The 21,847-nt window shown below is 34.6% G+C and carries 20 protein-coding genes; 4 read left to right on the forward strand and 16 right to left on the reverse strand.

From position 1 onward, the window contains the following. Positions 1 to 21 precede the first annotated feature (21 nt). The 12 genes from ftsA to mraZ all read right to left on the reverse strand — a co-directional run bounded on the left by ftsA (position 22) and on the right by mraZ (position 13,730). Complete coding sequence (ftsA, locus tag ACZIX2_RS00180; RefSeq protein ID WP_463338053.1) at positions 22 to 1,416, reverse strand: cell division protein FtsA; 1,395 nt, start codon at positions 1,414 to 1,416, stop codon at positions 22 to 24. A 6-nt stretch (positions 1,417 to 1,422) separates the two neighbouring features. After that, positions 1,423 to 2,145 (reverse strand): cell division protein FtsQ/DivIB, encoded by a 723-nt coding sequence (locus ACZIX2_RS00185; RefSeq protein ID WP_463338054.1) that lies wholly within the window; start codon positions 2,143 to 2,145, stop codon positions 1,423 to 1,425. After that, positions 2,132 to 3,481 carry a UDP-N-acetylmuramate--L-alanine ligase gene (gene murC, locus ACZIX2_RS00190; protein WP_463338055.1) on the reverse strand — a complete coding sequence of 450 codons (1,350 nt, stop codon included), beginning with the start codon at positions 3,479 to 3,481 and terminating at the stop codon, positions 2,132 to 2,134. The genes ACZIX2_RS00185 and murC overlap by 14 nt, the downstream gene beginning before the upstream one ends. Before the next feature lie 31 nt (positions 3,482 to 3,512). Further along, positions 3,513 to 4,604 carry an undecaprenyldiphospho-muramoylpentapeptide beta-N-acetylglucosaminyltransferase gene (gene murG, locus ACZIX2_RS00195; RefSeq protein ID WP_463338056.1) on the reverse strand — a complete coding sequence of 364 codons (1,092 nt, stop codon included), beginning with the start codon at positions 4,602 to 4,604 and terminating at the stop codon, positions 3,513 to 3,515. 42 nt (positions 4,605 to 4,646) lie between these two features. Then, positions 4,647 to 5,936 (reverse strand): FtsW/RodA/SpoVE family cell cycle protein, encoded by a 1,290-nt coding sequence (locus ACZIX2_RS00200; RefSeq protein ID WP_463338057.1) that lies wholly within the window; start codon positions 5,934 to 5,936, stop codon positions 4,647 to 4,649. Positions 5,937 to 5,997: 61 nt separating this feature from the next. Then, positions 5,998 to 7,329: a UDP-N-acetylmuramoyl-L-alanine--D-glutamate ligase gene (gene murD, locus ACZIX2_RS00205; RefSeq protein ID WP_463338058.1), complete on the reverse strand. Its 1,332-nt coding sequence runs from the start codon at positions 7,327 to 7,329 to the stop codon at positions 5,998 to 6,000. Position 7,330: 1 nt separating this feature from the next. Continuing rightward, complete coding sequence (mraY, locus tag ACZIX2_RS00210) at positions 7,331 to 8,560, reverse strand: phospho-N-acetylmuramoyl-pentapeptide-transferase (RefSeq protein WP_463338059.1); 1,230 nt, start codon at positions 8,558 to 8,560, stop codon at positions 7,331 to 7,333. Positions 8,561 to 8,565: 5 nt separating this feature from the next. After that, the gene (locus tag ACZIX2_RS00215; protein ID WP_463338060.1) at positions 8,566 to 10,029 is read right to left on the reverse strand and encodes a UDP-N-acetylmuramoyl-L-alanyl-D-glutamate--2,6-diaminopimelate ligase; all 1,464 of its coding nucleotides are present in this window, start codon (positions 10,027 to 10,029) and stop codon (positions 8,566 to 8,568) included. Then, complete coding sequence (locus tag ACZIX2_RS00220; RefSeq protein WP_463338061.1) at positions 10,026 to 12,032, reverse strand: penicillin-binding protein; 2,007 nt, start codon at positions 12,030 to 12,032, stop codon at positions 10,026 to 10,028. Before ACZIX2_RS00220 ends, ACZIX2_RS00215 begins: the two co-directional genes overlap by 4 nt. Next, a complete protein-coding gene (locus ACZIX2_RS00225; protein ID WP_463338062.1) occupies positions 12,023 to 12,370 on the reverse strand; it encodes an FtsL-like putative cell division protein in 348 nt (115 codons plus the stop codon). Before ACZIX2_RS00225 ends, ACZIX2_RS00220 begins: the two co-directional genes overlap by 10 nt. A gap of 3 nt (positions 12,371 to 12,373) precedes the next feature. Continuing rightward, entirely contained in the window at positions 12,374 to 13,270 is an 897-nt protein-coding gene (gene rsmH, locus ACZIX2_RS00230) for a 16S rRNA (cytosine(1402)-N(4))-methyltransferase RsmH (protein ID WP_463338063.1), read from the reverse strand. Next, the gene (gene mraZ, locus ACZIX2_RS00235) at positions 13,257 to 13,730 is read right to left on the reverse strand and encodes a division/cell wall cluster transcriptional repressor MraZ (RefSeq protein ID WP_463338064.1); all 474 of its coding nucleotides are present in this window, start codon (positions 13,728 to 13,730) and stop codon (positions 13,257 to 13,259) included. The genes rsmH and mraZ overlap by 14 nt, the downstream gene beginning before the upstream one ends. Before the next feature lie 367 nt (positions 13,731 to 14,097). Between mraZ and ACZIX2_RS00240 the strand changes: the two genes are divergently transcribed. Both ACZIX2_RS00240 and yihA read left to right on the forward strand, forming a co-directional pair. Then, positions 14,098 to 14,871, forward strand: coding sequence for an alpha/beta fold hydrolase (locus ACZIX2_RS00240; protein ID WP_463338065.1), 774 nt, complete (start codon positions 14,098 to 14,100; stop codon positions 14,869 to 14,871). A 17-nt stretch (positions 14,872 to 14,888) separates the two neighbouring features. Continuing rightward, positions 14,889 to 15,509 (forward strand): ribosome biogenesis GTP-binding protein YihA/YsxC, encoded by a 621-nt coding sequence (yihA, locus tag ACZIX2_RS00245; RefSeq protein WP_463338066.1) that lies wholly within the window; start codon positions 14,889 to 14,891, stop codon positions 15,507 to 15,509. An 83-nt stretch (positions 15,510 to 15,592) separates the two neighbouring features. Here the strand turns inward: yihA and gldC are convergent, their stop codons facing one another. After that, positions 15,593 to 15,928, reverse strand: coding sequence for a gliding motility protein GldC (gene gldC / locus ACZIX2_RS00250; RefSeq protein WP_463338067.1), 336 nt, complete (start codon positions 15,926 to 15,928; stop codon positions 15,593 to 15,595). Then, positions 15,928 to 16,884, reverse strand: a complete 957-nt coding sequence (gene gldB / locus ACZIX2_RS00255) for a gliding motility lipoprotein GldB (RefSeq protein WP_463338533.1) — start codon at positions 16,882 to 16,884, stop codon at positions 15,928 to 15,930. The genes gldC and gldB overlap by 1 nt, the downstream gene beginning before the upstream one ends. 238 nt (positions 16,885 to 17,122) lie before the next feature. On the opposite strand from gldB, the gene nadE reads away from it, so the two are divergent. Continuing rightward, positions 17,123 to 17,923, forward strand: a complete 801-nt coding sequence (gene nadE, locus ACZIX2_RS00260; RefSeq protein ID WP_463338068.1) for an NAD(+) synthase — start codon at positions 17,123 to 17,125, stop codon at positions 17,921 to 17,923. 90 nt (positions 17,924 to 18,013) lie between these two features. Beyond that, the gene (locus ACZIX2_RS00265) at positions 18,014 to 18,643 is read left to right on the forward strand and encodes a LuxR C-terminal-related transcriptional regulator (protein WP_463338069.1); all 630 of its coding nucleotides are present in this window, start codon (positions 18,014 to 18,016) and stop codon (positions 18,641 to 18,643) included. 52 nt (positions 18,644 to 18,695) lie between these two features. Here the strand turns inward: ACZIX2_RS00265 and dnaG are convergent, their stop codons facing one another. Next, positions 18,696 to 20,672 carry a DNA primase gene (gene dnaG, locus ACZIX2_RS00270; RefSeq protein ID WP_463338070.1) on the reverse strand — a complete coding sequence of 659 codons (1,977 nt, stop codon included), beginning with the start codon at positions 20,670 to 20,672 and terminating at the stop codon, positions 18,696 to 18,698. Between the two features lie 113 nt (positions 20,673 to 20,785). After that, positions 20,786 to 21,829 (reverse strand): hypothetical protein, encoded by a 1,044-nt coding sequence (locus ACZIX2_RS00275; protein ID WP_463338071.1) that lies wholly within the window; start codon positions 21,827 to 21,829, stop codon positions 20,786 to 20,788. Positions 21,830 to 21,847: the final 18 nt, after the last annotated feature.

Consider the following 21,847-nt stretch of genomic DNA (forward strand, 5'->3'; position numbering starts at 1 on the left):
AAAGGGCAAATATAATTCGGTTTACTCAGCGTTTTCTAAAAACTCTTTGATTTTTTTTACGTATCGGTCCAAAAAGTTTTCTCTAATTTTGTCTTCTGTGGAAATTACAGGAATCTTTTCTTCTACAACTTCCTTAGGCTCATCTACATATTGATCTTCGACTCTTGGCTTTGATTCTTCTTGCTCTGGAGTAGAAAATACGTTAGCCCTTTTTCCATAAGTAGGATTAGATTCAATTTTGAACGCACTTTGGCTATTTTTGGCAATACTATTCATTACCAATCCAACAGCAGTCGCATATAATGGACTAGAAATTTCTTCATCGGAATTTCCCGCAAGATGTTCATTAGGATACCCTATACGAGTATCAATACCCGTAATATACTCAACCAACTGTTTAATATGTTTGAGTTGCGCTCCTCCACCAGTTAAAACTATTCCAGCAATCAATTTCTTTCTTGGCTCTTCGTGTCCATACAATTTGATTTCATTGAAAACTTGCTCAATGATTTCCACCACTCTAGCGTTGATGATTTTCGACAAATTTTTCAATGATATTTCTTTTGGCTCTCTACCTCTAATACCAGGAATCGACACAATTTCATTGTCTTTATTTTCTCCTGGCCAAGCGGAACCAAACTTCACTTTAAGTAATTCAGCTTGTTTTTCAACAATAGAACAACCTTCTTTTATATCCTCTGTAATCACATTACCTCCAAACGGAATTACCGCTGTATGACGAATTATACCGTCTTTAAAAATAGCCAAATCAGTAGTTCCACCACCAATATCAATCAAAGCTACACCTGCTTCTTTTTCTTCTTGAGACAAAACCGCATCTGATGAAGCCAGCGGTTCCAAAGTCAATCCTGACAATTCGATACCTGAGCTTTGAATACATCTACCAATATTTCTAATAGAAGAAGCCTGACCTAAAACAATATGAAAACTGCTTTCCACTCTGCCTCCTGCCATTCCAACAGGCTCTTTTATATCAGACTGACCATCAATTTTAAATTCTTGAGGCAATACATGAATAATTTCTTCGCCAGGCAACATTGCTAATTTATGAACTTGACCAATCAAAAGTTCAATATCGGCCTCACCAATCACTTCCTCTGGATTATTTCTACTGATATAATCACTATGTTGGATACTACGAATGTGTTGCCCAGCAATACCCACCACAACGTCTTTTATCTTGTAGCCAGAATCTGCTTCCGCTTCTCTTACAGCTTGCTGAATAGATTGAATCGTTTGCACAATATTATTTACAACTCCTCTGGCCACACCAAGGCTTTTGGATTTTCCAACACCCAAAATTTCCAACTTACCATACTCATTTTTTTTGCCAATCATGGCAACAATTTTGGTTGTTCCAATATCTAGACCTACCGCAATACTCTCTTTTTCCATTTTCTATTATTTTGTACACACTACTTGTTCTGCAAATCGAAGATCAATTTTTTTATATTTAAAAATTGAACTATCTACTATTACTTTTTGAAAAAAAGCTTTATAATTTTTGAATTTTTCTTCTTCATTGACCAACTGACCAAAATCAATTTTAAAATCGAAGTTTCTATTCAACATTACCAGACTACCATTAGGCATGATTTGTATTCCAATGATGTTCTTTTTTAAAAAATCATCATCATAAATCTTGCGAAGTAAATCCGTAAACTTTTCTCTATTTTTTTGTTGTATTTCCCCAGAAACAAGTACAACTCTCGCTGCATAATTTGAAGACAAAGGCATTTCATTTCCTTTGTAGTCAATATAATACGAAAAACCATTTCCATTCACCCTTGCTATAGGGGTTTTCTGTTTTACTACAGCCTTTAAGACACCATCAATGCTCACTGATACTTCCGATTGTTCAATCATCGCATTAGCATTTATGGTTTTTTCGAGTTTATTCAAATCTAAGGCATCTCTTCGAATTGTTTTAGGGTCAGCTCTATTTTCTATTAACAATTTATTAACCGCTTTTTGTTGAACAAACAACTGATTTTCTCCAACAAAAACAACTTCGGTTTTAGTAATTTTCCGATTCAAATTTTTGTTATTGGTAAATGAATACAGAAAAATAATACCAACCAACAAAAGCAATAATCGTATTGTTGACCAATTAATTCTTTTCATTTAAAGCCATTTTTATCGTTGGAACCATTTCTCCTAAGTCACCCGCTCCGATGGTAACGATAACAGTTGCATCAGAGGCTTGAATTAAAGGAATTAACTCTACTTTTTCAACTACTTTTTTATTGTCATTAGACATTTTGCTCATCAACCATTCAGAAGTAATACCTTCTATTGGCAGTTCTCTAGCTGGATAAATATCTAGTAATAAAATCTCATCAAAATTGGATAAACTTGCTGCAAAATCATCTGCAAAATCTTTTGTTCTACTAAATAAATGTGGCTGAAATACAGCTAGAATTTTTTGAGTAGGATACAATTCTCTCACCGCTTGATGAACAGCATTGATTTCGGTTGGATGATGCGCGTAATCATCGATGTACACCAAATCAGGTCGTTTGATTTGATAAGAAAAACGTCTTCTAATTCCTGCAAAAGTTGACAAAGCTGTGGCAATCACCTCATTTGGGATGCCGAAGGTTTTTGCCATAGCTAAGGCCATCAACGCATTCATTAAATTATGTCTTCCTGGCAAATTAAAACGTAAATCTTTAATAACTTCATGAGGAGTTTGTACATCAAAAACATAACTAGCGTCTTGTATTCTGATATTAAATGCACTAAAATGCGCTTCTTCATTGATAGCACAAACCATACCTTCTAATGGCAATCCTTTAGCGATAAAAAGTTGAGATTTATCTTCAATTTTATCCGCAAATTCTACAAAAGAAGATTCAATCGCTTCACTTGTACCATAAATATCCAAGTGATCTGCATCCATAGAAGTAACACAAGCAATGTTAGGATGAAGGTGTAAAAAAGAGCGATCAAACTCATCTGCCTCCACCACGGTAATACTTTTACCGGAGCCAATTAAATTAGAATTATAATTTTCTACTATGCCCCCAACAAAAGCTGTAACATCTGCGCCACTTTGAAACAAAATATGACCTAAAATACTTGAAGTGGTCGTTTTACCATGTGTACCTGCTACTGCAAAACTAAAGGTATCCTTAGTAATGATACCTAATACTTCGGCACGTTTTTTTACTTCAAAATTATTATCAAAAAAGTAACGCCATTGTCCGTGTGTTTTTGGAACAGCTGGAGTAACTATCACTAAGGTATTATCTGCCTTATAATCAACAGGAATCAATTTGAGATCATCTTCAAAATGAATAGCAATGCCACTTTCAATTAATTCATTAGTAAGCATTGAAGGTGTTTTATCATAGCCCGCCACATTTTTTCCAATATTTTGAAAATAACGAGCTAACGCACTCATTCCAATGCCTCCAATTCCAATAAAATAAACGTTTTGAATTTGATTTAAGTTCATCTTTACCTGATTTCTCGTTATTTGTTATAATTTAATTTCGAATCAATTTTACAATTTCATCGACAATCTGCATCGTCGCCATTGGTAAGGCCAAATTTTTGATGTTTTCGCCTAACATTTGTTGCTTGCCTTCGTCTTTTAATAGGGCTTCAATCACAATTCCAAATTCTTCATCCAAATCCTTTTCATGGATCATGATAGCTCCTTTTTTATCCACAATAGCTTGAGCATTTTTGGTTTGGTGATCTTCTGCCACATTAGGCGAAGGAATAAAAACAACCGGTTTACCTACAATACACAATTCGGATACTGAAGAAGCACCAGCCCTCGAAATAACAATATCGGCAGCAGCATACACTAAATCCATACGCTCTATAAAAGCTACTACTTGTACTAAATCAGATTGGTATTTGCTGTAATCCTCTAAATACAATTTGCCACATTGCCAGATAATTTGCACTTCTTGACCGAGAAGATGTTTTAATTCTTTTTCAATTAATTGATTTATCCTTCTTGCACCTAAACTTCCACCCAAGACAAGAATTGTTTTTTTCTTTGGATCCAGTTTAAAATACGCAAGAGCTTCCTCTCGTTTACTCGAAACATCAATTAGATCTTGTCGAACTGGATTTCCGGTCAATATCATTTTCTCTTTTGGAAAAAAACGATCCAAATTTTCGTAGGCTACGCAAATTTTTGCTGCTTTTTTACTTAATAATTTATTGGTTATTCCTGGATATGAATTTTGCTCTTGAATTAGAGTAGGAATATTTAGGCTATTAGCTACATTCAACAATGGGCCACTAGCAAAACCTCCGGTACCAATCACAACATTGGGTTTGAAAGCCTTTAATATCTTTCTAGCTTCCCATAAACTACTAATTAATTTTACTGGAAATAATGCATTTTGCAATGTCAATTTGCGTTGTAGGCCTGCTATCCACAAACCTTTTATTGGATAACCTGCTTGCGGAACTTTTTGCATTTCCATTTTATCTTTGGCACCTACAAAAAGAAATTCAGCCTCTGGAAACCGTCTTTTAAGTTCATTGGCAATAGCAATGGCTGGATAGATATGACCACCCGTACCACCTCCGCTCAATATGAATTTTAATTTTGACATACTAAATACAAAAAATAAATTAATACTTACCTACTTATTATCCTAACGTTCAAGAACAGGCTTCATTGGATTTGCCTTTTCCTCAATTGAATACTCCTCATGAGATTCTTGCGCATCCCATTCTAGTTGATTGTCTATTAACTTTTGTAGCGCTTCTTCACGCATTTGTTTTTCTTTGAGCTCTTGTGCAATTTCTTCTTCTTTTTTGGTCACACTCAAAATGATACCTATGGCAATACATGTCATCCAAATAGAAGTACCTCCACTACTTATCAACGGCAGTGTTTGCCCTGTAACTGGAAGTAATTCAACAGCAACTGCCATATTTATCAAAGCTTGAAAAATCATTGGAAACCCCAATGCTATGACAATAAGTTTCCCGAATAGGGTAGTAGCTTTTTGTGAAGCAATAACAAAACGGAATAACAATAAAAGATATATTGTTAAGATTGTTAAACCACCTATCAATCCCCACTCTTCAACGATAATGGCAAAGATAAAATCAGAGGAGGATTGAGGTAGAAAATTTTTTTGAACACTTTTCCCGGGACCCAAACCATAAATACCACCAGAAGCAATAGCCGTTTTGGCTTTTTCAATTTGATAGTTATCTTCTTCGGAACTATTCGATTTAAAACGTTCAATTCGACTTTCCCAAGTTGACACACGACTAAACAGTTTAGAATCCGGAAAGGCTTTTGCTAGTAAAAGAAAAAACAACAAACTGATTACACCTGCCCCTAAAATAGCACCGATATACTTTACCGGATATTTACCGATAAAAGTCAACATAATCACCATTGCAAAAATCAAAGCAGTGGTAGAAAAGTTAGAAGGTAAAATCAAGGCTAGTGTGATAAAAACAGGCAACCACAAATCGATTAAAGAAGACTTAAAATCAACTTCCGTTTCTCTTTTCTTAGACAAAAAGCGGGCCACAAAGGTAAACAAAACTATAGCCGCTAAAGTAGACGGTTGAAAAGTTATATTGGTAAATGGAATTTGTATCCAACGGCTTGCATTGGCACCAGCAATCACAGTCCCTTTCACTAACGCATAGAACAGTAAAAACCAAACAAATACAAGTCCAAATCGAGAGATTGACCTAAAATAGAGGTAGGGTATTTTGTGTACCCAAAAAATAATTAGAAACCCGATACCAACATGCATCAAATGCTTTAACAAGTATCCTAAGGTATTTCCCTTACCCAAACCAATATAGGCTAAATTACTACTAGCACTAAAAACTGGCATAAAGGAAAAAACAGCCAATAGGGCAACAAATGCCCAAATACCGCGATCTCCTCTTAATTTATTGATAAGGTTTTTCATTGTTATTTTGTAAAACTCAGGTTTAAAACCAGAAATCTTTCAATTAAAATTTTAAAATAGACTACAAATTATATACAGCTTGTTTGAATTGGCGGCCACGATCCTCATAGTTTTCAAACAAATCAAAACTTGCACAAGCTGGTGACAACAATACCGCATCGCCACGTTCTGTATAACGCTGAGCCATTCGGACCGCATCGTTCATAGAATTCACTTCAATTAAATCATCAACCACGTTTCCAAAAGCAGCGATAATTTTGGCATTATCAATACCTAAACAAATAATCGCTTTCACTTTTTCGCGAACTAAAGGCATCAATTCATTATAATCATTGCCTTTATCAACCCCACCTACTATCCAAACGGTGGGCACATTCATACTTTCTAAAGCAAAATAGGTAGCATTAACATTGGTTGCTTTTGAATCATTTATGTACTGTACATTTTGCACTTTCAATACTTTTTCTAAACGATGTTCTACTCCTTGAAAATTGGATAAACTTTCGCGTATAGTAGCATTTCGAATCTGCATTAACTTGGCCACTGAAGTAGCTGCCATAGCATTTTTCATGTTATGCTTCCCTTCTAAGGCAATCTGATCAATTTCAACAGAAAACTCATCGTTATTTACTTTAACTTCCATAATGTTGTTGTTTAAAAATGCTCCTATTTCTTGCATAGTAGAAATAGAAAATGGTAATAATTTTGCTTTGGTTTTGTTAGTTTTTAGCCATTGTTTAGATGCTTCATCATCAGCATCATAAATCAGATAATCTGATTCGGTTTGATTCATCGTTATTCTAAACTTTGAAGCAATATAATTTTCATAAATGTATTCGTATCTATCTAAATGATCCGGGCTTATATTGGTAATGATTGCAATGTGTGGTTTATAATTGATGATGCCATCTAATTGAAAACTACTTAGTTCAAGCACATAGACATCATAATCTTCTTCGGCTACTTGCCATGCAAAACTTTTTCCAATATTTCCACCCAATCCTACATGTAAACCGGCTGATTTCAACAAATGATAAGTCAGCATAGTTGTAGTTGTCTTTCCATTACTTCCAGTTATACCAATGGTAGTAGCATTTGTAAAAGGTGCCGCAAATTCTATTTCAGAAATTACTTTTATCCCTTTCTCAATTAACTTCTTCACTATTGGAGCTTTGTCTGGAATTCCAGGGCTCTTCATTACTAAAGTAGCATTCAAAATCAAGTCTTCGGTATGCTGCTCCTCTTCCCAAGGAATTCCATATTGATCTAGAATCGTTTTATAACTAGGTTTAATTTTTCCAAAATCAGACACAAAAACTTCATAGCCTTTTTTCTGACCTAAAATTGCTGTTCCTACGCCACTTTCTCCTCCACCAAGAATTACTAAACGCATATTATCTCAATTTTAAAGTTACTATCGATAAAAGAGCTAGCATAATAGCAACGATCCAAAATCGGGTAACAATTTTACTCTCATGGTAGCCTTTCTTTTGATAATGATGATGAAGAGGAGACATAAGGAAAATTCGTTTTCCTTCTCCAAATCGTTTTTTGGTGTATTTAAAATAGGTTACCTGAAGTACTACTGAAAAATTTTCCACTAAAAAGATACCGCACAACAAAGGAATCAACAACTCTTTACGAACTGCAATAGCCAACACAGCGATAATCCCACCAATCGTTAAACTTCCGGTATCACCCATAAAAACAGATGCTGGATAGGAATTATACCATAGAAATCCGATTAAGGCTCCCACAAATGAAAAGATGAAAACCGTCATTTCACCCGAATGAGGAATGTACATGATATTCAAATAGTTTGAGAAAATAATATTTCCTGAAACAAATGTAAAAACCCCGAGTGCAAAAACGGAAACCGCAGAAGTACCAGCCGCGAGTCCATCAATTCCATCGGTTAAATTGGCACCATTGGAAACTGCTGTTATAATAAATATTACTACGGGAATAAAAATTAGCCAAGCCCATTTTTCGTATCCTTCTCCTGTCCATGCTAATAACTCAGCATAATCGAACTCATTATTTTTAAAAAAAGGAATAGTCGTTGCAGTAGATTTTTCCTCCACTGGCGCAGGCAACACCACGGTTTGTGTTGCAGATTTAAAGACATCCATTTTTCCTGTATCGGTTCTCACAGTAACCACTGGACTAAAATACAATACAGAGCCAACAATTACTCCCAATCCTACTTGTCCAAAAACTTTAAAGATGCCTTTTAGTCCTTCTTTATCCTTTTTGAAAATCTTAATATAATCGTCAATAAATCCAATTGTACCCATCCACAAAGTTGTTACAATCAACAAAATAATATAGATATTTTGTAGTCTAGCAAACAACAATACTGGCAATAAAGTAGCAAAAATTATGATTAATCCCCCCATAGTAGGAGTTCCAGCTTTTTCGTTCTGACCCGCTAATCCCAACTCTCTAACGGTCTCACCTACTTGTTGTTTTCGCAAAAATCCGATGATTCGTTTACCATAAATAGTAGACAACAGCAAAGACAACATAAACGCCAAAGCTGATCTAAAGGTTATGTATTGAAATACTCCTGTACCAGGAATATCCAATGTTTTGTGCATGTATTCGAATAAGTAGTACAGCATATCTTCTATTTATTAAGTTGTTCTAAAATTTCTTTCACTATTTTCATATCATCAAAATCAGTTCTAACTCCTTTGATTTCTTGATAAGTTTCATGTCCTTTTCCTGCTATTAAAATAATATCATTTGGTTGCGCCAATTGACAAGCAGTCTTTATGGCTTGCAAACGATCAGCTATTATCAATACTTTTTTATGGTTTTGTGGAGCCACTCCTGCTTCCATTTCCGATAGAATAACATTAGGATCTTCATCTCTTGGATTATCAGAAGTCAAAATGGCTTTATCACTTTTCTCTGAGGCTATGCCTCCCATAATAGGTCTTTTGGTTTTGTCTCGATTTCCACCACAGCCCACTACTGTAATCAATTGTTCGTTACGAGTACGTACATCGCTTATGGTATTGATCACATTTTCTAAGGCATCAGGGGTATGAGCATAATCTACTATGGCCGTTATTTTTTGATTTGACACAATAAACTGGAATCGCCCCGAAACACTTTCTAATTCAGACAATAATCGAAGCGCTTCTAAACTGTCCATTCCCAATTCTACTGCAGCTCCGTAAATAGCCAATAAATTATAGGCATTAAAAGTTCCGATTAATTTTACCCAAACTTCATTTTCGTTGATTTTCAACAACAAGCCTGAAAGTTGGTTTTCAAGAATCAAAGCTTTGTAATCTGCATATGATTTTAGGGCATAAGTACGTTTTTGAGCTTTTGTATTTTGAATCATTACCGCCCCGTTCTTATCGTCAACATTGGTCAACACAAAAGCCGATTTGGGCAAAGTATCAAAAAAGGATTTTTTAACATCTCGATACTCCGCAAAAGTGGGATGATAATCCAAATGATCATGAGTCAAATTGGTAAAAATTCCCCCTACAAAATGTAGTCCTTCTGTTCTTTTTTGATGAATCCCATGAGAACTTACTTCCATAAAACAATAGTCAACCCCGGCTTCAATCATCTTATTGAGATAAAAATTGATGGTCAATGAATCGGGAGTGGTATGTGTTGCCTTATATTCTGTATCATCAACAACAATTTTTACGGTAGAAATCAATCCTACTTTAAAACCTGCTTTTTGGAAAAGTTGGAACAACAATGAGGCAATCGTGGTTTTTCCGTTAGTCCCGGTGATACCGACTAACTTTAACTTTTCTGAGGGGTTTTCATAAAAATTTGCAGCCATTTGAGCCAACGCTGCATTGGTATCATCTACACGTACATAGGTGATATCAGGTATAAACTCTGTTGGAAAAGTATCACAAACTATAGTTTTAGCACCTAATTCAATAGCTTTAGAAATATAATCATGACCATTAGACACAACCCCTCGAATGGCTACAAATACGTCTCCTTCTTTAATCGCTCTGGAATCAAAATGGATTTGATTGACCGCTCTGTCAGTAGCCCCGTGAACTCCTTCTATAGCTACTTTGTATAATATATCTTTTACTGTTTTCATGATAATTCTAAAACTATAGTTGTGTTTTTTTGAAAAGATTCTCCTGCTTGAAGGGATTGTTTTTTTACTTTTCCAATTCCATTTGCTCTAACTTTTAATCCTAAGTTTTCAAGTAAAGCAATAGCATCCATACCCGTCATCCCTTTAACATTAGGCACCGATTTGTATTTTTTTAGAGATTTTTCCCTATAAGAAAGATAACTTTTTTCTTGATTTTGAATTTTTCGATTTAAATTTTTTATCTCATTTGTTGTGGGCGAATCGGTAAATATTTTTTGAGCGATTCTTTTAAAAACAGGTCCCGCTACATCGGCTCCATAATAATTGTTCTTGCTCGTATTGGGTTTATGTACCACTACAATACAGGAATATTTTGGATGATCAGCTGGAAAATACCCCACAAAAGAGGAAGCATAATATTTCTCTGCTCCTCCTGATTTGGCATAATTTACTTGAGCTGTACCTGTTTTGCCAGCCATAGAAAAATCTTTAGAATACAGCTTAGAACCCGTACCTCTTTTTACAACATTTTCCAATACCGCTTTAACTTTTTTGATAGTAGCATCGGAGCATATTTTAGGATTTATAACTACTTTATCATACTTTTTGATAGTATTGTTCCACTCTTTAATTTCGGAAACAAACAATGGTTTCACCATTTCTCCATTATTGGCTACAGCGTTATAATAGGTTAAGGTTTGCAATGGAGTGACAGACACACCATAACCAAAAGCCATCCATGGCAAGGATATTTTAGACCATTTAGGGTCAGAAGGCTGTGGTATATACGGTTTACCTTCCCCTTTAAAATTAATTCCCAATTTTTTATATAACCCATAAGAATTGATGTGATTTACAAATCTTGCGGGGTTCGACTTATAATTATTGTACACGGCTTGTACCATTACGGTATTTGAGGACACTTCAAAACCTTTGGCTAAAGAAATTTTACCATATCCACCTTCGTGAGAATCTCTAACAGAGCGTCCAAAATACTTAATCACACCACCCTTACTATCAAAAACAGCACTTGTATCAACCAATTTATCCTCTAGTAAAGCCATTAAATCAACTAATTTAAAGGTAGATCCAGGTTCATGTGATTCTCTTATTGCATAATTCAAACGCTCAGAATACTCTCCAGTTGCTTCGTTTCTTCCCAAATTTGAAATAGCCTTTACATAGCCTGTTTGTGTTTCCATTACAACTACACAACCATGATCTGCTTGATATTCTTCTAATTGTTTCAATAAAGCATGGTGCGCTATATCTTGAATAAACACATCAATAGTTGAAATAACATCATATCCATCTTGAGGTTCTATTTGATTGACATCACTTATAGGCTTCCATTGTCCTTTGGCAATTTTTTGTTTTAAAATCCTTCCATCTTTTCCGTTTAAGTATTTTGAGTAAGCCCCTTCTACTCCCACTAAATTTTCATTTCCGTAAGCATCTTTACCTATGTAACCAATGGTTCGTTCGGCAATTTTTCCTATTGGATGTTCTCTTACCGTTTTTTGTTCTACTATAAATCCGCCTTTGTAGGGGCCTTTATTGAAAATTGGAAATCCTTTGATAGCTACATATTCTGTATAGCTTAAACTGTTTGCAATTAAAAGATACCTGCTTTTATTAGCTCTTGCTTTTCTTAAATCTCTTTCGATATGCTCTGAAGATTTATTCAAAAGCCTACCAAGTGAATCTGCTAAAAGTTTTACATTTTTCTCAAAAACTTCGGTTTTGGGAGCTACTGCATCAAAACGTATGGTATAATTAGGTATAGAAGTAGCCAATAAACTACCGTCAGCCGAATAAATGTTCCCTTTATTGGCTGGTATTACAAAATTTCTTACTGTACGCTCTTTGGCTAGTTTTCGATAATAATCTCCTTCTACCCATTGAATATTAGTGAGCTTAATAGCAATTAAGATAGCCCCAAATAAAAGTAAGAAAGCTACTAGATAAATACGGTACATAATGTGTTTATCTTCTACTGCCATATTTTTTCAAAAAAAGTTGGTTCTTTTTCTTTGTTTACTTTGATTTTTACTGGTGGAACCGAAGAGGGAAAAATTTGCTTTAATTCCATTTTTCTTGATACTGTTGATTCCATTTTTAACTTCATTAACTCTGATCGCTTGTCTACAAATTCAGAACGAAGTTCTTTTACTTCATTATTTAGCTCATTAATTTCAAACACTTTTTGCTCAAATCGCTGTGTATTTCCTATCATTATAATGGCAAGAAATATCAAAAACACAATAAAACCCCAATTCTTGACTGCATCATCATCAATCAAAAATTTTGCTTTTAATATGGCATATATTCTTTGCTTCATAGGTTACTTCTTTTTCGCAATTCTCAATTTGGCACTTCGGGCCCTGTTATTTATTTTTATTTCCTCCGCTGTTGGCACGATTAGCTTTCCGATGGTTTTAAATGGAACCGAAAAATTTCCGTAAAAATCTCGCTCAGGTTCTCCTTCAAACATGCCATTTTTCATAAATCGCTTTACCAATCTGTCTTCAAGTGAATGATAAGATATCACGCTCAATCTGCCTTCTGGTTGCAAAATTTCTAAGGACTGCTCCAAAAATTCTTTCAACACTTCCATTTCTTGGTTCACTTCAATTCGAATGGCTTGATAAATCTGCGCTAGTACTTTATTTCTAACTTTTTCAGGCAGATATTTTGCTAATATCGCTTTAAGTTCTTCGGTGGTTTTAATGGGGCGTATGCTTCTTGCTTCTATTATTGTTCTAGATAGCGCTGGAGCATTTTTAAGTTCTCCATAATCAAAAAAAACTCTCCTTAAATTAGCATCATCGTATTCATTAACCACTCTATAAGCGTTCAAATCATTTTTCTGACTCATTCGCATATCTAAATCCGCGTCAAATCGAGTTGAAAAGCCTCTTTCGGCTACATCAAATTGATGGGATGACACCCCTAAATCGGCCAATATACCGTCTACGGCTTTTACCCCATAAAAACGTAAAAAGCGTTTGATGTATCTAAAATTCTCATTTATTAAAGTAAACCGTTCATCAGGTAACGCATTGGCTAACGCATCCTCATCTTGATCAAACGCAAAGAGTTTCCCGTTTGGACCTAATCGTCTAAGAATTTCTGCTGAATGCCCGCCTCCTCCAAAGGTAACATCAACATAAATACCATCAGGTTTAATGTTCAACCCATCAACCGTTTCTTTTAGCAAAACTGGATTATGATATTCCATGCTCATATGTATTATTGTTACCCATTACTTCTTCGGCTAATTGCGCAAAATCGATATCATCGCCACTGATTGATTGCTCATACAACTCTTTATCCCAAATTTCAACTATAGTTACTGCTGATGAAAACACCACGTCTTTGGTAATACTAGCAAACCCAACTAAATCCTTAGGAATAAGCATTCTACCTAACGCATCTATTTCTACCACTTTAACCCCTGCTGTAAAACGACGAATAAAATCATTGTTTTTTTTAGAAAATTTATTCAAACTGTTCACCTTTTTCATCACCAAATTCCATTCGGCCATAGGATACAATTCTAAACAAGATTGAAACACGGAACGCTTCAAGACAAAGCCGTCTTGAAGTGAGGAAGCCAATTGCTTTTTTAAAGGAGCAGGCAGCATAACCCTTCCTTTCGCATCGACTTTGCACTCATAGGTACCAATGATTGCGTCCATTTCGTTTGTTAAAGTTTGTATAAAGCAAAATTAAATAAATTTTTACCACTTTTTACCACTTTATACCACTTTGTTGATAAGTTTACTCTTTTTGCTTCCTAATCCCTTAAATAATGGACAATCAAATAGTTAAAGCGGCCCATTTTTTTTAGTAGGAAAGTTAACAAGTAATAAAAAACTACGGAAAAACCATCACAAATCAAATGAGGTTTTTTTTAACAAAAAGGTTAAATTTCAACCAAAGCATCTCGTAATTAATAGTATAATTGACAATAGCATCATTAATAAAGGAAAAAGAAAAGCATTCAATTTTTATTAATCGAATAAACCTTATATTTGCCTCAAAAGAAATTGAGTTATAGAATACATGGAAAAACATTATAAAATAGACGGAAAATATAGCTACTACGAAGCTGGAGAAGGCATACCAATTGTAATTCTTCATGGATTAATGGGAGGATTAAGTAATTTTGATGCCGTAGCAAGATACTTTTCGGAAAAAGGATATCGAATCATTATTCCTGATCTACCCATTTATACTCAAAACATATTAAAAACTAACGTTAAGAGCTTTGCTGTATTTGTGAAAAATTTCATCACACACAAAGGCTTAGACCGTGTTATCTTACTAGGTAATTCTCTAGGAGGACACATTGCATTATACCATACCAAAATGTTTCCTGAAAAAGTGGCCGGCTTAGTATTAACGGGAAGTTCTGGTTTATACGAAAGCGCCATGGGTGATAGTTATCCTAAAAGAGGCGATTATGAATATGTAAAGAAAAAAGCCCAAGACGTTTTTTACAATCCAGAAATTGCAACAAAAGAATTAGTAGATGAAGTTTTTGAAACAGTAAATGATAGGGTAAAACTTATCAAAACATTGACCATTGCTAAAAGCGCAATTCGTCATAACATGGCCAAAGATTTACCCAAAATGCATGTTCAAACATGTATCATTTGGGGTAAAAATGACAAAGTTACGCCACCGAATGTGGGGGAAGAATTTCACAAATTGCTCCCCAATTCTTCCTTATATTGGATAGAAAATTGCGGGCATGCAGCCATGATGGAGCACCCAGATGAATTCAATAAAATCCTAGATCATTGGTTAACCAATACGCACCTTGCGGCTCATTAATTAAAAGCGCCATAACCATGAAAATTAACACTGCTGAGTTCATAATAAGCAATTCTGATGTTAGCAAATGCCCCAAGGACTATTTGCCGGAATACGCCTTTATAGGTCGTTCCAACGTAGGCAAATCCTCTTTGATCAACATGTTAACCAATCATAAGAAACTAGCTAAAACCTCAGCTAAACCTGGAAAAACCCAATTAATCAATCACTTTTTAATTAACAAAAATTGGTTTTTGGTTGACTTACCTGGGTATGGTTACGCAAAAGTTTCTAAGAAAACCAAAAATGTTTTTCAAAAATTCATTACCGATTATTTTGAAACAAGAGAACAATTAGTCTGTGCGTTTGTTCTAATTGATGTTAGACATGAAGCTCAAGCCATAGATGTCGAATTTATGAGCTACATGGGCGAAAGCGAAATTCCGTTTTGTATTATTTTCACCAAAGCTGACAAAATCAGTAAAACCAAAATTGATTCAAATATAGCTGCATATAAAAAACAAATGCTGGCCAATAATTGGGCCGAAATGCCCCCTTATTTTGTTACCTCATCACTAGAGTCAACAGGAAAAGAAGCACTCTTGAAATATATTGATGAATTAAATCAAAATATCTTCAAAAACAGCTCACCTCTTTAATTATACAAAACCCCAAATTATAATCAAATTGACTAAAATTTGGGGTTTTTAATTATATATTATTTACTTCAACTCTTACTTGATTATTTCTTTAACTCAAGTTTTTCTGCGAAATAATCACAAAAATCCATCATCGTATCTGCCATTTTTTCTTCATTTGTGGCCCTTTTAAAGGTTTCGGCCATAGACACTAGTGTTTGATGGAAAAAAATTTTCATTTCATCTACTGGCATATCTTTGGTCCACAAATCGATACGCATACTTTCTTTGTGCACACTATCCCAAACCGATAATAAAATTGCTTTGGCTTCTTGTGTCTCTACCCCTCCCTCTTCAGCAGTCCAAAATAATTTTTCTGGAATTCTGTTCTCATCAAGTTCAACTTGAAATTTTATCTCTGATGTGCTATTTTTTGACATTATTTTTTGGGTTTATATTTAGATTTTTCAAAAACTTCTTTTCCTCTTGTAGACAACAATTGAGCAACTGTCACCTCATTGTTTTTCATATACGATTGTACTATTTGCCAACCTATCCAGGCTCCCACTTGCCCGGGTGATTCGTTATCAATTTCTAAATAAAATTTAGAAAAAGGGGCAGGATTAATAAATCGGGGGGCTAGTTTTACATCTGCGCTATACAAGATTTCTTTCTCGATAAAATAACGCCAGATGTATGTTTCATTTTCTTGACACCAAGTCATTTGTTCCGGTGTGTATCCTATCAACACCTCTGTTGGTAGATTTGGCAACAATAATTCTTTAACATACAACTCTTTTCCGGCATCGATCATTTGTTCGACAAACGTTTTACTATTTCTAGTATCTATTTTGGTTGCTAAAAAACTTGAAGCAATATCTGGTAACAAATTTTTGGTTTCTAAATTTTGTTCAATATATGCTGGAAATTGATAAAACTTATGATCTTTCCCTAGGTATAACTCCAAAGGAATCACTATTAAACTATCAGCATAGATGGCTCTTGTGGAATAATCCATTTCCGAAACAAGCGTATACACTTTTGGTTTTGGAGTTTTGGGAAAGTAAAATTGGATATGACGATACAAGTCTTCAATATCTTTGTGAATAGGCTCAAAATTTTTATACTTCTTTTGTACTTCAGCATACAATTCCCTCCATTGTGGATGCTGCATTTTTTCGACCCAAACCGCATCTTCTACATTATCAGGGAAAAATACAGGATATTTCTCCTTCAATTGATTTAAATTTTCAGGTTTTGAATCAAAAAAAGCTTGATCAAATCGTTCCAACTTTAGTTCAACTGGAATTTCTTCTATGGCTTTTTCTTCTTTTGACTTTTTATCACAAGACCAAAACAAGCAACAGATAGCCATGGGCAACAACAAAAATTTCATATCAATTACTATTTGTATTTTCATAAAATTAAAACCACCAAAGTCGTATTTAAGAAGAATCCCAAAAACAATGATGCTTTATTGAAAAAAGAAAAAATGGGAAAAAATTACAAAAACAAAATCGTCTCCATCCAATATTAAAACAAAGGAAAAAGAACTATTTCATATATATTATTTAATTTAGCCTTTTATTTTTTTTGCAAATATACATTCCTGCTTTTTAAAAACATTCATTAATATGACCAAAAAAAACGCACTCCCCGTTGAAAACGTAACGGAACAAATTGTCACTTGGCTTAGCAATTACGCAAAAAGCGCACACACAAATGGATTTGTGATTGGAATTTCTGGCGGCATTGATTCTGCTGTAACCTCTACCTTATGCGCTCTTACTGGTTTAGAGGTGCTTTGTATAGAGATGCCAATACACCAAGCCCCATCGCAAGTAAATAGAGCGCAAGAGCACATTCAACAACTTTGTGAACGATTTCCAAACGTTCGAAAAGCCTCTTCGGATCTAACCGCTGTTTTTGAAACTTTCAAAAAAGCTGTACCAACGCATGAGAACGAAGCCAAAATGAATTTGTCATTGGCCAATACAAGAGCACGATTGCGCATGAGCACCTTGTACTATTATGCTGGTATTTATGGATTATTGGTGGCAGGTACAGGCAACAAAGTAGAGGATTTTGGTGTTGGATTTTATACAAAATATGGAGACGGAGGCGTTGATGTAAGCCCAATAGCTGACTTAATGAAATCCGAAGTATATGCTTTGGGACACTACTTAAAAGTGCCTCAGTCTATTTTAACCGCCGCCCCTACCGATGGATTATTTGGAGACAACCGTACCGATGAAGACCAACTTGGCGCTTCTTATGATGAATTAGAATGGGCTATGGAACAAAATGACAACGGAAAAACCATATCTGATTTCACCGGTAGAGAAAAAGAGGTTTTTGCCATATTCAAAAGACTCAACACCGCTAACCAACACAAAATGAACCCAATACCAGTTTGTCTCATAAATAAAAATTGAAAAAAAATTCTGTTTTCTGACTAATGATTGTATTTTTTTTACTACATTTATGAAAATTTTTTGAAAGACAACTCTTAAAAATTAAATACCATGATAAAAGTTTGTTTAGCTGATAATTTTCCGGTTACCCATTTTGGGGTAAAATCCTACTTTAAAGACCACGATGAAATTTCTATCGTTGCCAACGTAGGTAATTTTGCGATGGTTCAAGACTTGCTTCAAAACAAAGATATTGATGTTCTAGTTATTGATCTTGATCTTGAAGGGTTGGCTAGTATTTTTGAAATTAAAGCCCTTTTAAAAAATTACCCCAACACCAAGATTATTATTTACAGTAACCTGTCAGAACAAATTTATGCTCCAAATGCCATAAAAGCTGGAGTTTCAGGTTACGTACATAAAACAGAAAAACTTGAAACTTTAGGACAATCTATTGTTAAAGTACATGAAGGGAAAATTATCATCAACGAAAGTGTTCGAAAAAGCATGGCATTGATTGCTAAACAAAGTAAAAGCGAACGTCTTTATCGCAAATTATCGAACAGAGAAATCGAAGTTTTACGCTATCTGAGTGACGGTAAGAAAAACCATGAAATTGCTGATATTCTTTCTTTAAATGAGAAAACTATAAGCACTTACAAACTACGTTTGTTGACCAAGTTAAACGTAACCAATTTATTAGACTTAGTTAATAAAGCCAAAACATTAGAAATAGTATAATAGTTCTTATACCGTCTTTATAAAAAAATGGAAACCAGTGGTTTCCATTTTTTTATATATAGGTCGAACGAATTCTACCTATAGCCCCTGTCAAATTAACTTTCAGTTTATTGTAGTCATTAATCATCACCATCAACTCGTCCCGATTTGCATCTGGATTAGTAGTAAATTCACTCATCAAATCGGCAATCAGTTTATTAATTAAATATTCTCTCAGAGAAATTATAGTTTCTGACGTGTCTTGATTTACCGTTTGTTGTTTTTGCTTTACAAAAATATTTTGCCCCTCCCAATTATGGAGCACATTTTGCTCTTCTCGCATCAAAATGTCGGTCACTTCTTGGGCGTACTCTTGATTCAAATTCTTCAGAAACAGCCCCACCCCATCGGATTCATTTTGAAGATAAAACGACATTAAATCATTAAATACCGCTCTAAACAGAGGATTCGTTAATTCTACTTCATCTTCTTGTAAACTCAAATAAATTCGTTGATAAACTTTGTATTCTTTTTTTTCTACAACCTCTACTATATCTCCATCAGCATTAGCTTTAAAAAATACGTCTTCAAAAATTTCGGTTTGATGACCATACAACAATAAGATTTCAATAATTTTTCTTTCCAACTGATATTGAATATCAATTTTTTCAGCTTGTGAGGGAGCACTGTTTTTAACTACTTCAAAAGCTTTTTGATCATGTTTTTGTTTTTTACCAACATCGGCAATATCTTTTTGAACTAATTGTGCCAAAGTACTTACCAAGACTTGCTCAGAAATATCCATTATCCTTGAACATTCTTGCAAATAAATCTCTCGTTGAATGCGATCCGGAATTTTGGATATACTAGTTACCATGTCCCGAATTAAATCCGCTTTTTTTATAGGATCATTTTTTGCTTCATCCATTAACAGAGAAGCTTTGAACTGAATAAAATCTTTGGCGTTTGCATTCAAATAGGCCACTAAATCATCATACGATGTTTTTCTGGCAAAACTATCTGGATCCTCTCCGTCTGGAAAAGTACACACTTTAACATTCATCCCCTCTTCTAGAATCAAATCGATACCCCGAATAGAAGCGCGTAACCCCGCAGCATCACCATCAAAAAGCACCGTAATATTCTTGGTCAAACGATTTATTAATCGTATTTGATCTGGAGTAAGAGCCGTACCTGAAGAAGCTACCACATTTTCGATACCAGATTGATGAAACTGAATCACGTCGGTATACCCTTCAACTAAATAACAATTGTTTTGTTTTGCAATGGCTTGTTTGGCTTGAAAAATACCATAAAGCACTTTGCTCTTATGATATATCTCACTTTCAGGAGAATTGAGATATTTTGCAACTTTTTTGTCGTTCGTTAAAATTCTCCCTCCAAATCCAAGGGTCCTGCCCGACATACTCTGAATAGGAAACATCACTCTTTCTTTGAACCGGTCAAAAGGTCGATCGTCTTTAGGTATAGTCAGTCCCGTGCTTTCTAAGAAATTCAACTGATACCCTTTTCCTAAAGCTTCTTTCGTAAACACATCCCACCCCTCAGGTGAATACCCTAAACCAAATTTCTTGATAGTATCCTGAGTAAATCCTCTTTCTTTAAAATAAGAATAACCAATAGCTTTGCCTTCTTCGGTATGCAAAAGAGTATGATGGAAAAAGTTTTTGGCAAATTCAGACACTAAAAACATACTTTCTCGAACATCGGTATTCGCTTTTTCAGCATCGGTTTGTACCGTTTCTTCGATTTCGATGTTGTATTTTTTAGCCAAATATCTAATAGCTTCAGGATACGTAAAATGTTCATGCTCCATTAGAAAAGCCACAACATTTCCTCCCTTACCAGAACTAAAATCCTTCCAAATTTGTTTTACAGGCGACACCATAAACGAAGGAGAGCGCTCGTCCGAAAATGGACTTAAACCTTTCATATTGCTCCCAGCTCGTTTTAATTGTACAAAATCGCCAATTACTTCCTCTACACGAGCAGTTTCGAAAACCGTATCTATGGTTGCTTTTGAAATCAAATGAATAAATGGTTAAATTATAATTTTCAAAGATACAAAGTTAATCTTTGATTTAATATACGAAAAAAGTGCCCCCACAAGAGAAGCACTTTCAAAAAAAATCCAATTCAAAACTAGTTTAAATCAAAACGTATTCCCAATGAAATATTATTTTGATCTTGAATATTATTTTCAAATAGCGGATTCAAATCATACTTTAAATAGAGACTTGTGGATTTATACCCTACATAGGTACTGAGTCCATAAATAAAATTTGAAGTATTAAAATTCGCTTTGGTTTTTTCGTACACTTTAGTATCGTCTAATCGATATTCGAGTTTTTGTTTTGTTTTCAAATTAATCCCTGCATATCCCCCGATTCCAAATCGAAAAGAACGATGGGTTCTAAAATATTTTTTATCGTCGTGAAAGCTACTTCCGGAAAAATCAAACTCTAAATGCATTGGCAAAACTAAATTGACATTTCTAAACCGAGATTCTTTTAATCGATACGGTTGAGATTCTAATACTGTTTGGTCTCCATTCACCACAAAACTGCGATCATTGGTTGGTCTTAAATTATTGTATTGTACCGAAAATCCATATTTTAAATGCAACAAGTTATGCTCTTTTAAAATTCGGGTATTGTAAGTACCTCCCCACTCGTAAAAATGGGAACCCATAAATTTAAAATCATCGTCTTGCAAAGTACCGTCTACCAAAATATTATTTAATCCCGCTGCAAAAACAAATTGAGAAGTAGTACGTTTTTCTCCGAATCGTTTCTGTTTCTTTTTTTTCCTAAAATCCAAATCGTCATCCCATTGTATAACTATGGTTTTAACAGAATCTTTTTCTTTGATTTTTCCGTCTACTTTTAGCTGTACTAATTCTTTTAATTTTTGTTGCTCTTTGGCTACTTTCGACTCAATTGCTATAGCTCTGGCTTGAGCCAATACTTTCTTTTTTTCATCGGCTTGATCTTGCGAAATGGCACCATTTTGCAATTGAAGATTTACGGCTTCAATTTCCTCTTTCAATGCTTTTTTTTCTTCTTTAGTAATCGTTTCGATGTTATCTGCGATCTTTTTTGCTTGCTTTTCAAACGTTTCTTGACCAAACATTTTAGCGGCAAAAAAACACAATAATGTAGCTAGGTAAAGGGTTAAATTTCTCATGATTTTTTTGATTTGTTT

The sequence above is a fragment of the Flavobacterium riviphilum genome (assembly GCF_055231795.1).

Bases quoted from the DNA above. Each gene is read 5' to 3' on its own strand.
- ftsA (WP_463338053.1), bottom strand. From the start codon at position 1,416: ATGGAAAAAGAGAGTATTGCGGTAGGTCTAGATATTGGAACAACCAAA.
- ACZIX2_RS00185 (WP_463338054.1), bottom strand. From the start codon at position 2,145: ATGAAAAGAATTAATTGGTCAACAATACGATTATTGCTTTTGTTGGTT.
- murC (WP_463338055.1), bottom strand. From the start codon at position 3,481: ATGAACTTAAATCAAATTCAAAACGTTTATTTTATTGGAATTGGAGGC.
- murG (WP_463338056.1), bottom strand. From the start codon at position 4,604: ATGTCAAAATTAAAATTCATATTGAGCGGAGGTGGTACGGGTGGTCAT.
- ACZIX2_RS00200 (WP_463338057.1), bottom strand. From the start codon at position 5,936: ATGAAAAACCTTATCAATAAATTAAGAGGAGATCGCGGTATTTGGGCA.
- murD (WP_463338058.1), bottom strand. From the start codon at position 7,329: ATGCGTTTAGTAATTCTTGGTGGAGGAGAAAGTGGCGTAGGAACAGCA.
- mraY (WP_463338059.1), bottom strand. From the start codon at position 8,560: ATGCTGTACTACTTATTCGAATACATGCACAAAACATTGGATATTCCT.
- ACZIX2_RS00215 (WP_463338060.1), bottom strand. From the start codon at position 10,029: ATGAAAACAGTAAAAGATATATTATACAAAGTAGCTATAGAAGGAGTT.
- ACZIX2_RS00220 (WP_463338061.1), bottom strand. From the start codon at position 12,032: ATGGCAGTAGAAGATAAACACATTATGTACCGTATTTATCTAGTAGCT.
- ACZIX2_RS00225 (WP_463338062.1), bottom strand. From the start codon at position 12,370: ATGAAGCAAAGAATATATGCCATATTAAAAGCAAAATTTTTGATTGAT.
- rsmH (WP_463338063.1), bottom strand. From the start codon at position 13,270: ATGGAATATCATAATCCAGTTTTGCTAAAAGAAACGGTTGATGGGTTG.
- mraZ (WP_463338064.1), bottom strand. From the start codon at position 13,730: ATGGACGCAATCATTGGTACCTATGAGTGCAAAGTCGATGCGAAAGGA.
- ACZIX2_RS00240 (WP_463338065.1), top strand. From the start codon at position 14,098: ATGGAAAAACATTATAAAATAGACGGAAAATATAGCTACTACGAAGCT.
- yihA (WP_463338066.1), top strand. From the start codon at position 14,889: ATGAAAATTAACACTGCTGAGTTCATAATAAGCAATTCTGATGTTAGC.
- gldC (WP_463338067.1), bottom strand. From the start codon at position 15,928: ATGTCAAAAAATAGCACATCAGAGATAAAATTTCAAGTTGAACTTGAT.
- gldB (WP_463338533.1), bottom strand. From the start codon at position 16,884: ATGAAATTTTTGTTGTTGCCCATGGCTATCTGTTGCTTGTTTTGGTCT.
- nadE (WP_463338068.1), top strand. From the start codon at position 17,123: ATGACCAAAAAAAACGCACTCCCCGTTGAAAACGTAACGGAACAAATT.
- ACZIX2_RS00265 (WP_463338069.1), top strand. From the start codon at position 18,014: ATGATAAAAGTTTGTTTAGCTGATAATTTTCCGGTTACCCATTTTGGG.
- ACZIX2_RS00275 (WP_463338071.1), bottom strand. From the start codon at position 21,829: ATGAGAAATTTAACCCTTTACCTAGCTACATTATTGTGTTTTTTTGCC.